The organism is Candidatus Pseudomonas phytovorans (assembly GCA_029202525.1).
Classification (GTDB): domain Bacteria; phylum Pseudomonadota; class Gammaproteobacteria; order Pseudomonadales; family Pseudomonadaceae; genus Aquipseudomonas; species Aquipseudomonas phytovorans.
This window is the reverse complement of sequence record CP119325.1, coordinates 2,999,449-3,013,399: the sequence shown is the minus strand read 5'-3', so window position 1 is coordinate 3,013,399 and position 13,951 is coordinate 2,999,449. Positions and strand designations below refer to the sequence as shown.

General features: G+C 63.6%; 12 protein-coding genes. 5 read left to right on the top strand and 7 right to left on the bottom strand.

The genetic code is table 11. From position 1 onward, the window contains the following. Positions 1-40: 40 nt before the first annotated feature. On the top strand, positions 41-1,474 hold the full coding sequence (locus P0Y58_13530; GenBank protein WEK33157.1) for a PLP-dependent aminotransferase family protein: 1,434 nt from the start codon (positions 41-43) through the stop codon (positions 1,472-1,474). On the opposite strand, the gene P0Y58_13525 is transcribed toward P0Y58_13530, so the two are convergent. Continuing rightward, complete coding sequence (locus tag P0Y58_13525; GenBank protein ID WEK33156.1) at positions 1,467-2,663, bottom strand: cyanate transporter; 1,197 nt, start codon at positions 2,661-2,663, stop codon at positions 1,467-1,469. The genes P0Y58_13530 and P0Y58_13525 overlap by 8 nt on opposite strands. 201 nt (positions 2,664-2,864) lie before the next feature. Between P0Y58_13525 and P0Y58_13520 the strand changes: the two genes are divergently transcribed. After that, entirely contained in the window at positions 2,865-3,302 is a 438-nt protein-coding gene (locus tag P0Y58_13520; GenBank protein WEK33155.1) for a carboxymuconolactone decarboxylase family protein, read from the top strand. A gap of 129 nt (positions 3,303-3,431) precedes the next feature. Here P0Y58_13520 and P0Y58_13515 read toward each other — a convergent pair whose 3' ends face one another. Next, on the bottom strand, positions 3,432-4,442 hold the full coding sequence (locus tag P0Y58_13515; protein WEK33154.1) for an AraC family transcriptional regulator ligand-binding domain-containing protein: 1,011 nt from the start codon (positions 4,440-4,442) through the stop codon (positions 3,432-3,434). A gap of 168 nt (positions 4,443-4,610) precedes the next feature. On the opposite strand from P0Y58_13515, the gene P0Y58_13510 reads away from it, so the two are divergent. From P0Y58_13510 to P0Y58_13500, 3 genes are read left to right on the top strand one after another with little or no spacing between them, the layout of a single operon-like run. Next, complete coding sequence (locus tag P0Y58_13510) at positions 4,611-5,795, top strand: acetyl-CoA C-acyltransferase family protein (GenBank protein ID WEK33153.1); 1,185 nt, start codon at positions 4,611-4,613, stop codon at positions 5,793-5,795. 13 nt (positions 5,796-5,808) lie between these two features. Then, positions 5,809-6,657: a 3-hydroxybutyryl-CoA dehydrogenase gene (locus tag P0Y58_13505; GenBank protein WEK33152.1), complete on the top strand. Its 849-nt coding sequence runs from the start codon at positions 5,809-5,811 to the stop codon at positions 6,655-6,657. Positions 6,658-6,669: 12 nt separating this feature from the next. Beyond that, entirely contained in the window at positions 6,670-7,251 is a 582-nt protein-coding gene (locus P0Y58_13500; protein WEK33151.1) for a TetR/AcrR family transcriptional regulator, read from the top strand. A 48-nt stretch (positions 7,252-7,299) separates the two neighbouring features. Here P0Y58_13500 and P0Y58_13495 read toward each other — a convergent pair whose 3' ends face one another. The 5 genes from P0Y58_13495 to P0Y58_13475 are packed head-to-tail and all read right to left on the bottom strand — an operon-like array spanning position 7,300 to position 13,799. Next, complete coding sequence (locus P0Y58_13495) at positions 7,300-7,677, bottom strand: response regulator (GenBank protein ID WEK33150.1); 378 nt, start codon at positions 7,675-7,677, stop codon at positions 7,300-7,302. 44 nt (positions 7,678-7,721) lie between these two features. Beyond that, positions 7,722-8,948, bottom strand: coding sequence for a hybrid sensor histidine kinase/response regulator (locus P0Y58_13490; protein ID WEK33149.1), 1,227 nt, complete (start codon positions 8,946-8,948; stop codon positions 7,722-7,724). Continuing rightward, a complete protein-coding gene (locus P0Y58_13485; GenBank protein WEK33148.1) occupies positions 8,942-9,517 on the bottom strand; it encodes a chemotaxis protein CheB in 576 nt (191 codons plus the stop codon). Before P0Y58_13485 ends, P0Y58_13490 begins: the two co-directional genes overlap by 7 nt. Then, the gene (locus tag P0Y58_13480; GenBank protein WEK33147.1) at positions 9,514-10,335 is read right to left on the bottom strand and encodes a protein-glutamate O-methyltransferase CheR; all 822 of its coding nucleotides are present in this window, start codon (positions 10,333-10,335) and stop codon (positions 9,514-9,516) included. Before P0Y58_13480 ends, P0Y58_13485 begins: the two co-directional genes overlap by 4 nt. Beyond that, positions 10,332-13,799 carry a response regulator gene (locus tag P0Y58_13475; GenBank protein ID WEK33146.1) on the bottom strand — a complete coding sequence of 1,156 codons (3,468 nt, stop codon included), beginning with the start codon at positions 13,797-13,799 and terminating at the stop codon, positions 10,332-10,334. The genes P0Y58_13480 and P0Y58_13475 overlap by 4 nt, the downstream gene beginning before the upstream one ends. Positions 13,800-13,951 lie beyond the last annotated feature (152 nt).

Here is a 13,951-nt window from a genome sequence, read left to right as displayed (position 1 = left end):
AATCCGCTATCCTGAGCACTCCCCCGCTCCGGATCGCCCCATGGAACTGCACATTCGCCTGGAAGGCCGCAAAGGCCTGGCCGACCAGCTTTACCAGCAACTGCGCACCGGTATCGACAGCGGCCACCTCGCCGCTGGCACCCAGCTACCGCCAACCCGCCTGCTGGCCGAGCAACTGGGCGTGTCGCGCAAGACCGTGGCCGAGGCCTATTCGCGGCTGACCTACGACAACCTGCTCAGCGGTGTGGTTGGCCGCGGCACGTTCGTCACCCCGCGCCTACCACTGCGCAGCAACGAATCCGCCAGCGTTCCCTTGGCCGGCGCCGCATCCCTGGAGCGTTGGCGGCAACGCGCCACCATCCTCGGCCAACGCCAGTTGCAGGCGCCCTTTCGGTATGACTTTGTCGGCGGTGCCTCAAACAAGTCGCAGTTCCCGTTCGACCAGTGGCGCAGCTGCCTGAACTACGCCTTGCGCCGCAGCCAGCGCCACCCCGAGCGGCAGTTTACGGCCCAAGGCCTGCCAGAGCTGCGCGAGGCCATTGCCCACCACATCGCCTACGCCCGCGGCGTGCACTGCAGCGCAGCCGACGTGCTGGTGTGCAACGGTGCCCAGCAAGCGCTGGACCTGATCGCCCGGATACTGGTCGAGCCGGGTTGCCAAGTGGCCATGGAAGACCCCGGCTACCCGCCGGCACGGCAACTGTTCCTGGCCCTGGGCGCCCGCCTGCAGTCCGTGCCGGTGGATGATGAAGGCCTGTGCGTGGAGCAGATCGCCGAGGGTACCCGGCTGATCTACGTAACCCCCTCGCACCAGTTCCCGCTGGGTATGCCGATGAGCGAGCCACGCCGGCACGCTCTGCTGGCACGGGCTGCCGAACTGGGTGCATTGATCATCGAAGACGACTACGACTGCGAGTTCCGCTACCACGGGCCGGCTTCGGATGCACTGCAACGCCTCGACCGGCATGGCCTGGTGGCCTATGTGGGGACCTTTTCCAAAACGTTGCTACCCGAGTTGCGCCTGGGTTACGCCGTGCTGCCGCCTGCGGTACTGCAGGCCGCCTGCGTGGCCAAGCACCTCAGTGACTGGCACAGCCCGACATTGCTGCAGTGGGCGCTGGCGCGTTTTTTGGGCGAAGGCCACCTGAACAAGCACATCCGCCGTTGCCACGAGGTTTACAGCGCCCGGCGCGAGCGCATCCTGACGCGCCTGGGCGGTGATCTGTCGCCGTGGTTCAGCGCCATCCCCGCCAGCGCCGGCTTCCACCTCAGCGCACTGGCCAACACCGGGGTCGATGTCGAGTTGCTGGCCAACCTCGCGCGCAAGGTGGAAGTCGGCCTGTATTCGCTGGCGCCATTCTTCAGCGAGGCACCGGTACGCCCGGGGCTGTTGCTGGGCTTCGGTGCGATCGAACTGTTGGACATCGACCCGGCACTGGACCGGGTACGCGATACCCTGCAACGCCTCAGCTGACCGGCGCGGCCTTGCCGGTTGCGCCCGGGCGCGCGATGGCCGCAGCATAGCCACGCGGATTGAAGCAACGGGTTACCAGCAGCATGGCCACCACGGTCACGGTGAGCAGCATCCACGACGCCTGAAAGTCACCACTCACGTCACGCAGCCAGCCGGTGATGTACGGCACGATCCCGGTAATGATAAAGCCGATGCCCTGCACGAAAGCGGCCAGGCTGCCAGCCTCGGCGGGGGTCTTAAGGTGCTCAAGGGTCAGCGTCAGGCTCTGGCTGAAGCAGGCGCCCAGGCCAAAACCGATCATTGCGACCCACAAACCCGAAGCCAGCGTGGGTGCCAGCAGCAAGCCGAGGAAGCCGGCCAACTGGGTCGCCAGTGCCAACCACAGGCCAACGCGGCGGTCGGCCCAACGCCGCAGCAACAGCGGCAACCCCAGTGCGCCGGCCACCTGGAACACCGTCATCAGGCCAACCAGGTCGGCGCCGCCCTGAGCGCTGCCGCCGTGTTCGATATGGTATGCCGGCAGCCAGGCCACCATGCTGGTGTAGCCGCCATTGATCAGGCCGAAGTACAAGGCCAGCAACCAGGCCCGGCGCGTGCCGAACCAGTGCCCGCCAGCGGCTCCGCCCGGCGTTGGCGCCGCCTGCCGTGGCCGCAGTACCGACCAGGCCAGCAGCGCCAGCAATGCCGGAACCGCCCACACGCCCAGGCCGACCTGCCAGTGGCCGAAATGGCCGCTGATATGTGGACCAAGCACGGCGGCCATGCCGCCACCACACATCAATGCCGCCGAGTACAGGCCCATCGCCCCCGCCAGGCGGCTGGGGAACCAGCGGTTGACCAGCCCCGGCATCATGCCCTGCACCACCGCCACACCCAGGCCGGCGACCACCGCACTGGCAATCAACGCCCAGGCGCTGTCCAGTTGCAGGCGCCACAGGCAGGCCAGCGCAATGGCAGCCAGGCCACCGAGCATGCCGCCATGCTCGCTGATCCAGCGTCGCAGCCACGGCTGCAGCAACGGCACCAGGCCCATGCACAGTACCGGCAATGCCGTCAGCAGGGCTGCCTGCTGGTAGCCCAGGCCGGTGCTGGCGCGCATGGGTTCGAGTAACGGGCCGATACTGGTCAGGATCGGCCGCAGGTTCAGCGCCAGCAGGATCACCAGCAACAGGTTCAAAGCAGCTCTCATTGTGCATCGGTTCTCAGGTAGCAGGACCCGGCCATTATCCCGGCTTGTCAGGCTTGGCAGAAATGAAGAGATTGGATGCTTGTCAGTGGCCACCTGAATGGACGATTGGCCTCCCGCTTATGTGCGCAATTGGCTATCGGGGTTGCCAATAGGCAGCGCTACAGTAGTGCCATTCCCACCCCACACCCTTTGGAGACAGCCATGCACAACCGTATCGAATGGGCCAAGCACGCCCCGGAAGCCTACAAAGCCATGGTCGGCCTGGAGCAGGCCCTGGCCAAGAGCGGCCTGGAGAGTTCGCTGCTGGAACTGGTGCGCCTGCGGGCTTCGCAAATAAACGGCTGCGCCTACTGCGTCAACCTGCACGCCAACGATGCACGCAAGGCCGGTGAGACCGAAGCACGCCTGCAGACCTTGAGCGTTTGGCGTGAAACCGCTTACTTCACCCCGCGTGAACGTGCGGCGCTGGCCTGGGTCGAAAGCCTGACCCGCTTGCCTGAGCAAGGCGCGCCGCAGGGGGAGTATGAAGCCTTGCAGGAGCACTTCGAACCGGCCGAAGTGGCCAACCTGACCCTGGCGATTGCTACCATCAATGCCTGGAACCGCTTCGGGGTCGGGTTTGCCATGGTGCCCGCCTGACCATAAGCGGTTGCCTGTACTGGCCTCTTCGCGGGCTTGCCCGCTCCCACAGGGAACTCACAGACTCTGAAAACCGCGCCGTACCTGTGGGAGCGGGCAAGCCCGCGAAGAGGCCAGCACAGGTTAAAGCTACCGCCCGGTTAACCGCGCCCGGTAGCTCCCGGGGCTCTGCCCGGTCCATTTCTTGAAGGCCCGGTGAAACGCGCTGGGCTCCTGAAACCCCGCCTGTTCGGCAATCTCGGCAATGCTCAATTCGCCTTCGCGCAACCGCTCGAAGGCCATTGCCCGGCGCACTTCATCCTTGATCTGCTGGTACGAACGCCCCTCCCGCTCCAGCTGCCGGCGGAACGTACTGGCACTGATCCCCTGCTGCTGCGCCAGCGCCGCCAGTGTCGGCCACTGCCCAGAGTGCCGCGCACGCAGGTGCCGGTATACCTCGGCCACCCGCCCGTTCTGGTTACGAAAGCGGATCACCAAGCCCTGCGGCGCACTGCGCAGAAAGGTTTTCAGGGTCGCCAGGTCCTGCACCACCGGCAGGCGCAGGCAGGCGCTGTCGAACTCCACTTCGGTGCGCCCGCTGCCCAGGCGCAAGTCCGGGCCCCATAACAGCAGGTCGTCTTCCTGAGCCGGGCGCGACACTGCCAGCTCGGTGCGGTCGATGGCGATACGCCGCCCGCCCAGCCAGCACAACATGCCGATCATCAGCACTAGGTAGGTTTCCTCGGCATATACCCGGGTCAGCGGGTCGGTAATGCTTGTCTGCACGCTGATCAGCGCGCGCCCACCGCGCACCGTCAGGCTGCCGCGCAGGTCGCGCAGGAACAGGCCGAAGCCACCCAGGCACTGGCGCAAGGCCTTTTCCAGGTTCGGCTCAAGGATCAGGCCCCGGCAAATCAGGGCGAAACTGCCCAGCGGCATGCCATGGCTGTCGAGGCGGAAAAACTCGTCGTCCAGGCGCTGGATCTGTGCCAGCCACAGCTCGGAAAAGGCCTTGGCCGGTACGCGCGCCTGCGGCTGTTCAAGCAGTTGCGGCTCGATGCCCACCGCGCGCAGTTGTGCATCACGCTCGGCTGGGCGATCGCGCAGGGCGTGGAGCATGGCATTGAGAAAGTACACGGCGACCGAATCGCTATCGCGCATGGTGGTTTTCGCTGTCTATGCTGAGTGGCAAAAAGTGCCAGGTTGTTTGAACAGATCCGGCATAGGCTGCAACAGAGCCTTTGCCTAGACTCGATCCCACTCCGGGACCGCCGGCCATTCTCGCAGAGCCAGGCACGGTCCCGCCATGCCTTCGCAATCGGAGCCCCTATGAGCAGCGCAGAAATCTACGTCGTCAGTGCCGTCCGTTCAGCCATTGGTGGCTTTGGCGGTGCCCTCAAAGACCTGCCGCTGGCCGACCTGGCCAGTGCCTTGACCCGCGCCGCCATCGAGCGCTCGGGCGTGGCCGCCGAGCAGGTAGGCCACCTGGTGATGGGCACGGTGATCCCGACCGAGCCGCGTGACGCCTACCTGGCCCGGGTGGCGGCAATGAACGCCGGCATCCCCAAGGAAACCCCTGCCTTCAACGTCAACCGCTTGTGCGGCTCGGGCCTGCAAGCCATCGTTTCGGCGGCCCAGTGCCTGCTGCTTGGGGACACCGACGTGGCCGTGGCGGCTGGCGCCGAGTCCATGAGCCGTGGCCCGTACCTGCTGCCACAGGCACGCTGGGGCGCACGCATGGGTGACCTGCAAGGGATCGACTACACCGTCGGCGTGCTGCACGACCCGTTCCAGCACTTCCACATGGGCATCACCGCCGAGAATGTGTCAGCCAAACACGGCATCACCCGCGAAATGCAGGATGAGCTGGCCCTGAACAGCCAGCGCCGCGCTGCCCGCGCCATTGCCGAAGGCCGCTTCGACAGCCAGATCGTCCCGCTGGAGCTGAAAACCCGTAAAGGCAGCGTGCAATTCAGTGTCGACGAACATGTGCGCAGCGAAGTGACTGCCGAGCAACTGGCCGGCATGAAGCCGGTGTTCAAGAAAGACGGCACCGTTACCGCCGGCAACGCCAGTGGCATCAACGATGGTGCGGCTGGCCTGGTGCTGGCCAGCGGTGACGCCGTGCGTCGCCTGGGCCTGAAGCCGCTGGCGCGCCTGGTCGGTTATGCCCACGCAGGTGTCGAGCCCGAACTGATGGGCATGGGCCCGGTCCCGGCCACCCGCAAAGTGCTGGAAAAGACCGGCCTGAAGGTGCAGGACCTGGACGTGATCGAGTCCAACGAAGCGTTCGCCGCCCAGGCCTGCGCCGTGGCCCGCGAGCTGGGCTTCGACCCGGAAAAGGTCAACCCGAATGGCTCGGGTATTTCCCTGGGCCACCCGGTGGGCGCAACGGGCGCGATCATCGCGACCAAGGCCATCCATGAACTGCAGCGCATCCAGGGCCGCTACGCCTTGGCCACCATGTGCATCGGTGGCGGCCAAGGCATTGCCGTGGTCTTCGAGCGCGTTTGAGGGAGCCTGACACATGAGCATTGAACAGATCGCCGTGATCGGCGCCGGCACCATGGGCAACGGCATTGCCCAAGTGTGTGCAGTCGCCGGCTACCCGGTGCTGCTGGTGGATGTTTCCGACGCGGCGCTGGAGCGCGGCGTGGCCACCTTGAGCAAGAACCTTGAGCGCCAGGTCAGCAAAGGCACCCTGGATGCAGACAAGGCGGCGGCGGCGAAAACACGCATCCGCACCAGCACCGACTATGCCCAGCTCAGCAGCGCGCAACTGGTGATCGAGGCCGCCACCGAAAGCCTGCAGCTCAAGCAGCGCATCCTGCAGCAAGTGGCCGCCAACGTCGCCGCCGACTGCCTGATCGCGACCAACACCTCGTCGCTGTCGGTCACCCAGCTGGCCGCCAGCATCGAGCACCCCGAGCGCTTCATTGGCGTGCACTTCTTCAACCCGGTGCCGATGATGGCACTGGTCGAGATCATCCGCGGCCTGCAGACCAGCGACAGCACCTACGCCCAGGCACTGGTGGTGACCGAAAAGGTCGGCAAGACACCGATCACCGCCGGCAACCGCCCGGGCTTCGTGGTCAATCGCATTCTGGTGCCGATGATCAATGAAGCGGTCTTTGTGCGCCAGGAAGGCCTGGCCAGCGCCGAGGACATCGACACCGGCATGCGCCTGGGCTGCAACCAGCCGATCGGCCCGCTGGCGTTGGCCGACCTGATCGGCCTGGACACCCTGCTGGCGATCATGGAGGCCTTCCATGAAGGCTTCAACGACAGCAAGTACCGCCCTGCCCCGCTGCTCAAGGAAATGGTCGCGGCCGGTTGGCTGGGGCGCAAGAGCGGTCGCGGCTTCTTCACCTACTGAGGATCAGGCGCCATGCCCCCGGTCAATGCCGCAATGCGCTGTGCCAACTTTGAAGAGCGACGTGACCGGGCCATGGCGCTGTTTGCCGAAAAGGGTTTTGGCCAGGTCAGCATGCGCGAGCTGGCGGCCCATGTAGGGCTGACTGCAGGCTCGCTGTACCATCATTTTCCCAGCAAGCAGGACCTGCTGTACGACTTGATCGAGGAGTTGTACGAGGAACTTCAGGCCACCCTGGACCAAGGCCGTCGGGCCATGGCCCGTGGGACTTCGGTCTTGAGTTGCCTGATCGCCGCGCACTGGCAATTGCATGCCGAGCGGCCGATGCAGTTTCGGCTGGCCGAGCGGGACCTTTGCTGCCTGAGCGATGACCAGCGGGGGCGCCTGGCCCTGGCGCGCAAGCGTTACGAGGCGGGGTTGCTGAGGTTGATTGCGCCGCAGGCGAAGTTGGACGAAGAGGCATTGGCGGCCACTGCGCATGTGGTGGCGACGCTGCTTAACCAGTTGCCGGGGATGCTGAAGGCATTGCCCGAGGAACAGGGGCTTGGGTTGATGGAGAGCATGCTGGTCGGGGGGTTGGAGCGGACCCTGCGGTAGCTTGTTCCGGCCCTTTCGCGGGTTTACCCGCGAAAGGGCCAGTGCAGGTTAACGCAACAGGGCCTGGATCTGCTCATGCAAGGTATCCAGGTCAAACGGCTTGGCCAGGATCGGTGCCTTGCGGGTGATCGGGCTGCCGGATTCGAGAATTTCCGCCGGGTAGCCACTGATGAAAATCACCTTCAGTTCCGGCCGCAACTTCACCGCAGGTTCGGCGATCTCCACGCCGGAGATACCCCCCGGCAAGCGGAAGTCCGTCACCATCAGGTCCAGGTGCGGTTTGCTGGCCAGGATCGCGAAGGCCTGCTCGCCATCTTCGGCCACCAGCACGTGGTAGCCCTCACCTGCCAGGTAATCACGCAGGATCATGCGAATCGCCGGTTCGTCCTCGACGACCAACACCACATCTTGTGCATCTTCACTCATGTTAACGCCTTGAAATTCTTACAGTTGGCCATCAGACCCCAGGCTCACGCAGAGGTTGCCCGCGCCTGGTCGTTTTGTTGTTCGAATGTAGCCAGCGGCAGTTGCAAGGTGAAGGTAGCGCCCTTGCCCTCTTCACTTTCGACCTGTATGCGCCCCCCGTGTGCCTGGACGATCTGCTCCGATATATACAGCCCCAACCCCAACCCGCCAATCGCCTGCTGGGTGGCGACCCGCTCGAACTGCTGGAAGATACGCTGCTGGTTGGCCGCGCCAATGCCGATGCCCTGGTCCTGCACCTGCACGCACGCCAGGCCGTCCTGCTCGAACACGCGCACCCGTACCGGCTTGCGTTCACCGTAACGCAAGGCATTGGACAACAGGTTGGCCACCACTTGTTCAATTCGAAATTCATCCCACTCACCCTGCAATGGCTCGCAGCGTTGCAGTTCGATGTGCGTGTCCAGTGCAGTGGCCTGGGCCGCAAAATTCTCCAGCAGGCCACGCACCAGCTGGCCCAGGTCGAAGGCCTTGGGCTGTAGCGACAGTTTGCCGGTACGGATGCGCGACACGTCGAGCATGTCTTCGATCAGGCGGATCAGGCTGTTGATCTGCCGTTCGTCGCGCTCGACCATGGCCTGCAGCTTGTCTTCACTGAACGCGGCAAGGTTGCCCCGCGCCAGGTGCAGCTTGCGCAGCTGGGTTTCCAGGATGAGGCCATTGAGCGGGGTACGCACCTCGTGGGAAACGATCGACATGAAGTCATCCCGCATGCGTACCGCATGTTCCAGCTCACCCCGCGCCACCTGCAACTGGCCCAGCAGCACTTCCTGCTCCTGGCGGCTGCGCTCCAGCGCCTGTAGCTGGCGGTCGAGCACCTTGCGTTGGCGGTAGAGGTCGACGAACACCGATACCTTGCTCTTCACCGCCATGGTGTCGAGCGGCTTGTGCAGAAAATCCACCGCACCGCTTTCGTAACCTTTGAAGGCATAGTTCATCTCGCGCCCGGCAGCCGTGACGAAGACAATGGGAATATTGCGGGTCATTTCCGTGCCGCGCATCAGCTCAGCCAGTTCGAAGCCGTTCATGCCCGGCATCTGCACATCGAGGATGGCCAGGGCGAACTCGTGTTCGAGCAACAGCGACAACGCCGCCTCGGCAGACTGGGCCTGGTGCACCTCACGGTCTTTGCCCTGGATCAGCGCGTCGAGTGCCAGCAGGTTCTCCGGCAGATCGTCGACGATCAGCAATTTGGCGATGGTGTGGCTTAGCATGCGCTGGGTTCCAGGGCAGCGAGCAACTGCTCGATGCCACACAAAGAAAGAATATGGTCGGGCTGATGCAGGGCCAGAGCGGCCTCCGGCATCAGCGCAACCTGTGCGTCACGGGGGTCCTGGACGATGGTCCGGCCGCCATTGTTCTTGATATAGGCAAGCCCTTGGGCACCGTCTTCGTTGGCCCCGGTGAGCAGCACGCCAAGCAGGCCGTCGCCATAGGCGTCGGCAGCGGACATGAACAGGTAATCGATGGCCGGCCTGGAAAAATGCACCGGCGGCTCCTGGCTCAACGACAGGGTGAAATCGCGCTCCACCGACAGGTGATAGCCTGGCCCGGCCACGTAGATCTGCCCGGCGCATAGCGGTTCTTTGTCTTGCGCCTCATGCACCGGCTGCTGCAAGCGGCGTTGCAGCACTGCAGCCAGCTGGCTGTGGCGGTTGTCCGGCAGGTGCAGCACGCACAGTACCGGAATGGAGAAGCCGGCTGGCAACCCGCCCAACACCGTGAACAGCGCCGTCACGCCGCCTGCCGAGGCACCGATCACCACCGCACGCACGCCGTTCATGATTTACGGTAGATCCGTTCGGGTTTGACCAGCGGCTCGAAGTGGTCACTGTATGCAGAAAAGTCCACCGATTCCTTGCTGCCCAGCACCAGGAAGCCGCGGTGGCACAAGGACTCATGGAACAGGCCCAGGGCGCGGTCCTGCAGGTCCTTGTTGAAATAAATGAGCACGTTGCGGCACGACACCAGCTGGGTTTCGGAAAACACACTGTCGGTGGCCAGGCTGTGGTCAGCGAAGGTCACGTTGTCGCGCAGGGTGCTGTCGATGATGGCGTTGCCATAGGCCGCTGTGTAGTACTCGGAAAAATCCCTGCGCCCACCGGCGATGCGGTAGTTCTCGGCGTACTCGCGCATGCTCTGCATCGAGTAGATGCCCTGCTTGGCCTTGTCCAGCGAATGCGGGTTGATGTCGGTGGCGTAGATGATGGTGCGGTCCAGCAGGCCCTCCTCACGCAGCAGGATGGCCATGGAATACACCTCCTCACCCGTGCTGCAGCCGGCAATCCACACCTTGATTGACGGCCAGGTGCGCAGCAGCGGTACCACTTCGTTGCGCAGTGCCAGAAAATGCCCAGGGTCGCGAAACATCTCACTGACCGGGATCGTCAGGTACTGCAGCAACTGCATGAACATGCCGGGGTCGTGCAGCACACGCTCCTGCAGCGCCGACACCGTCAAGCAATCGAACTGGCGCAGGGCATGCAGGATCCGGCGCTTGATCGAAGCGCCGGAATAGTTGCGGAAATCGTAGCTGTACTTGAGGTAGATAGCCTCGATCAGCAAGCTGATTTCGATGTCGGTGTTACGTTCGCTAGTCAAATTCGCTCCAGTTGCGGCAACCATACACGGATCAGCGAGAACAAGCGGTCCAGGTCGATCGGTTTGGCCAGGTAATCATTGGCCCCTGCCTGCAGGCAACGCTGCTGGTCATCTTTCATGGCCTTGGCGGTCACGGCGATGATCGGCAGCTTGCGCCAGCGCGGTTGCTGGCGGATCAGCCGGGTGGCCTCAAAGCCGTCCATTTCAGGCATCATCACGTCCATCAGCACCAGATCAATGTCGTCATGCTGCTCCAGGCGCTCGATCGCTTCACGCCCGTTGCGGCCGATTTCGACAATTGCGCCCTTGTGCTCCAGCGCGCTGGTCAGGGCGAAGATGTTACGCACGTCGTCGTCCACCAGCAGCACCTTGCGGCCTTCGAACACCTTGTCGCGGCTGCGTGCAGTCTTGAGCATGCGCTGGCGTTCGTTGGACAGCTGCGATTCGACCTTGTGCAGGAACAGCGTCACTTCGTCCAGCAAGCGTTCCGGCGAGCGTGCGCCCTTGATGATGATCGAGCGCGAATACTTGAGCAGGTCGGCTTCTTCTTCGCGGGTCAGGTTGCGGCCGGTATACACGATCACCGGCGGGAAAGAACGGATGTCCTCGGCGGTCATGCGCTTGAGCAGCTCGTTGCCGAGCATGTCGGGCAGCTTGAGGTCGATGATCATGCAGTCGTAGATGTTTTCGCGCAGCAATTCCAAGGCGTCCTGGGCCATGCCCACGGCGGTGATCTCCACATCGTCGTCACCGATCAGGCGGGCGATGCTCTCGCGCTGCAGGTCATCGTCTTCCACCAGCAGGATGTGCTTGAGTTTCTGGGTCAGCTTGGCCTCCAGGCGGGCGAACACTTGCTTGAGTTCTTCGCGGCTGGTGGGCTTGACTGCGTAGCCGATGGCACCCATGTGCATGGCCGCCTCGACCCGGTCTTCAACGGAAATGATATGCACCGGAATGTGCCGGGTGCCGGCCAGCTCCTTCAGGCGTTGCAGTACGGTCAGGCCGGAATGGTCAGGCAAACGCATGTCCAGCAGGATCGCATCAGGGATGTACTGGGCCGCCAGCTCGAAGCCTTCGTCGGCGCCCTGCGCCACCAGGCAGCTGTAACCCAGTTCGTGGGCCAGATCGAACAGGATGCGGGCAAAATTGGGCTCATCCTCGATCACCAGGATGCAGCGATTGCTGAACGGGGCACGTTCGCGGTCGTCGTCAAAGGCCTGCACCGGGCGTTTAGGCGCAGCCGCCACCGGCACCTGAGGGGCCGGTGGCAGCGTGTCGACGGCTGGGCGCAGGCTGAGGGGTTCAAACGCTTGCCCGGCACTTTCATAGCGTTCCGGCAGGATCAGGCTGAACACACTGCCCTGGCCGGGGCTGCTGTCGACGTTGATCTGCCCACCCAGCAAGTGCGCCAGGTCACGGGAAATTGACAGCCCCAGGCCGGTGCCGCCATAGCGGCGGTTGCTGGTGCCATCGACCTGGTGGAAGGCACCGAAAATGGCCTGCTGCTGGTCAGTCGCAATGCCGATACCGGTATCGCGAACGGCAAATACCATGCCCGTACCGGGCTGGTAGCCGATGTTCAGGGTGACCTTGCCACGCTCGGTGAACTTGATGGCGTTGGACAGCAGATTCTTGAGGATCTGCTCCAGGCGCTGGCGGTCGGTAAACAGGGTGGCCGGCACCTGCGCCTCTGCCGTGACTTCGAACGCCAGGCCTTTGTGCCCGGCCAACGGTTCGAACATACCGCGCAAGCCCTCGACCAGGCGAACCACCTGGGTGGTTTCGGGCCGCACTTCAAGCTTGCCGGCCTCGACCTTGGCAATGTCGAGAATATCGTTGATCAGGTTGAGCAGGTCATTGCCGGCCGAGTAGATCGAATCGGCGAACTTGACCTGCTCATCGCTCAGGTTGCCCTCGGCGTTTTCCGACAGCAACTTGGCCAGAATCAGCGAGCTGTTCAGGGGGGTGCGCAGCTCGTGAGACATGTTGGCGAGGAACTCGGACTTGTACTTGCTCGAACGCTGCAACTCGTCGGCACGCGCCTGCAACTGTTCCTGGGCCTGGACCAGTTCGTCGTTCTTGCGGTCCAGCGCTTCGGTGCGTTCGGACAACTGCTCGTTGGTCTGCTCCAGCTCCGCCTGCTGGGTCTCCAGGTTGGCCTGGGACTCCTTTAGCACGCGGGATTGCTCTTCCAGCTCCTCGTTGGCGGTTTTCAGCTCTTCCTGCTGCACTTGCAGCTCTTCATTGAGCTGCTGGGTCTCGGCCAGCACTTCCTGCAGGCGCTGGCGATAGCGGGCACTTTCGATGGACATACCGAGGTTGCCGCCCAGGCGTTCCATCAGCTCGGTGTCACGCGTCTGCAAGGGCCTGAGGAAACCCAGTTCAATCACACCGTTGATCCCGCCATCGTCGATCGCCGGCATCAGCAGGGCGTTGCGTGGCAGGCCGCTGCCCAGACCGGAACTCAGGCGGTAGTAGTCTTCGGGCAGGTCTTCCAGGCACAGCAAACGCCCTTCACGCACGGCCTGGGCCAACAGCCCGTCATGATCGCCCTTTACCTGCTGCCGGGCCTGCTCTTGCGCATCCAGGCCATAGGTGGCCACCCGCACCAGACGGCCATGCTCATCACGCACATACACCGCCCCAACCACGCTGCCCATGTAAGTGGCGAAGAAACGCAGAATATTGTCACCGAGCATGGGCAAGGTCAGCTGGCCCAGTACCTGTTCGGCCAGCTGGGTCTGCCCGTTGCGCAGCCAGGCCTGGTGTTCCAGGCGCTCGGCCGCACGCTGTTGGGCCTTGGCGTTTTCTTCGTAGCTGCCGGACAACGCCAGCAGATCGCGCCGGCCGAGGTAGGCCAGTAACGCGCTAAGCCCGACGATGAACAGCACGAATGCCGAAATGGCCGTGACAGTGACGCTGCTGACCTTCTCGTTGCGGGCCATCCGCAACTGCTGTTCGGTGCCGATCAGGCCGTCGAACTCCTTGCGGATCTCGTCGGTCAGGCGCTTGCCACGGCCATTTCCGATCGAAGCCTGATAGTCACCTTGGGTGCGGCGCAGCGCAATCATCTCGCTACCGAAAGTGTTCCAGGCCTGTTGCAGGGCGACCAACCGGTCGATGCGATCGACCTGCTGCGGGTTGTCTTCGACCATACCGCGCAGGCTTTGCAGGCTGCCGAGAATGCGCGGCTTGGCCACCTCGTAGGGGTCGAGGAAGCGCTCGTCGCCCGTGATCAGGAAGCCGCGCATGCCGGTTTCCATGTCGATCGACAGCTTGACCGCTTCGTTGGCATTGCCGATCACCCGGTCGGTATGTTCGACCCACTGCATGGCCGAAAGCAGGTAGTTGATCACCGCGACGAAGGCCACAGCCCCCAGCAGGCCTACCCCCAGGGGGAGGCCTATGTTGCGGCTCAACAGCTTGCGGAAGCTTCGCTGGTCCATCGAGGCTGCTTGAATCATGTGAAAACGCCCGAGCAAGAAAAGTCCATGGAAAAAGTGGCGGATCAACCGTTGTTATTATCTGCCACTGCGCCGTCCCGATAAGCGAGTCTAACCAGCTTTACCGGGTCTGGCAGGGCATTTAGCCAGTATTTGAAGGCTGTGTGCGCCAA

Coding starts and splice junctions, on each gene's coding strand:
- P0Y58_13530 (WEK33157.1), top strand. CDS start 41: ATGGAACTGCACATTCGCCTGGAAGGCCGCAAAGGCCTGGCCGACCAG.
- P0Y58_13525 (WEK33156.1), bottom strand. CDS start 2,663: ATGAGAGCTGCTTTGAACCTGTTGCTGGTGATCCTGCTGGCGCTGAAC.
- P0Y58_13520 (WEK33155.1), top strand. CDS start 2,865: ATGCACAACCGTATCGAATGGGCCAAGCACGCCCCGGAAGCCTACAAA.
- P0Y58_13515 (WEK33154.1), bottom strand. CDS start 4,442: ATGCGCGATAGCGATTCGGTCGCCGTGTACTTTCTCAATGCCATGCTC.
- P0Y58_13510 (WEK33153.1), top strand. CDS start 4,611: ATGAGCAGCGCAGAAATCTACGTCGTCAGTGCCGTCCGTTCAGCCATT.
- P0Y58_13505 (WEK33152.1), top strand. CDS start 5,809: ATGAGCATTGAACAGATCGCCGTGATCGGCGCCGGCACCATGGGCAAC.
- P0Y58_13500 (WEK33151.1), top strand. CDS start 6,670: ATGCCCCCGGTCAATGCCGCAATGCGCTGTGCCAACTTTGAAGAGCGA.
- P0Y58_13495 (WEK33150.1), bottom strand. CDS start 7,677: ATGAGTGAAGATGCACAAGATGTGGTGTTGGTCGTCGAGGACGAACCG.
- P0Y58_13490 (WEK33149.1), bottom strand. CDS start 8,948: ATGCTAAGCCACACCATCGCCAAATTGCTGATCGTCGACGATCTGCCG.
- P0Y58_13485 (WEK33148.1), bottom strand. CDS start 9,517: ATGAACGGCGTGCGTGCGGTGGTGATCGGTGCCTCGGCAGGCGGCGTG.
- P0Y58_13475 (WEK33146.1), bottom strand. CDS start 13,799: ATGATTCAAGCAGCCTCGATGGACCAGCGAAGCTTCCGCAAGCTGTTG.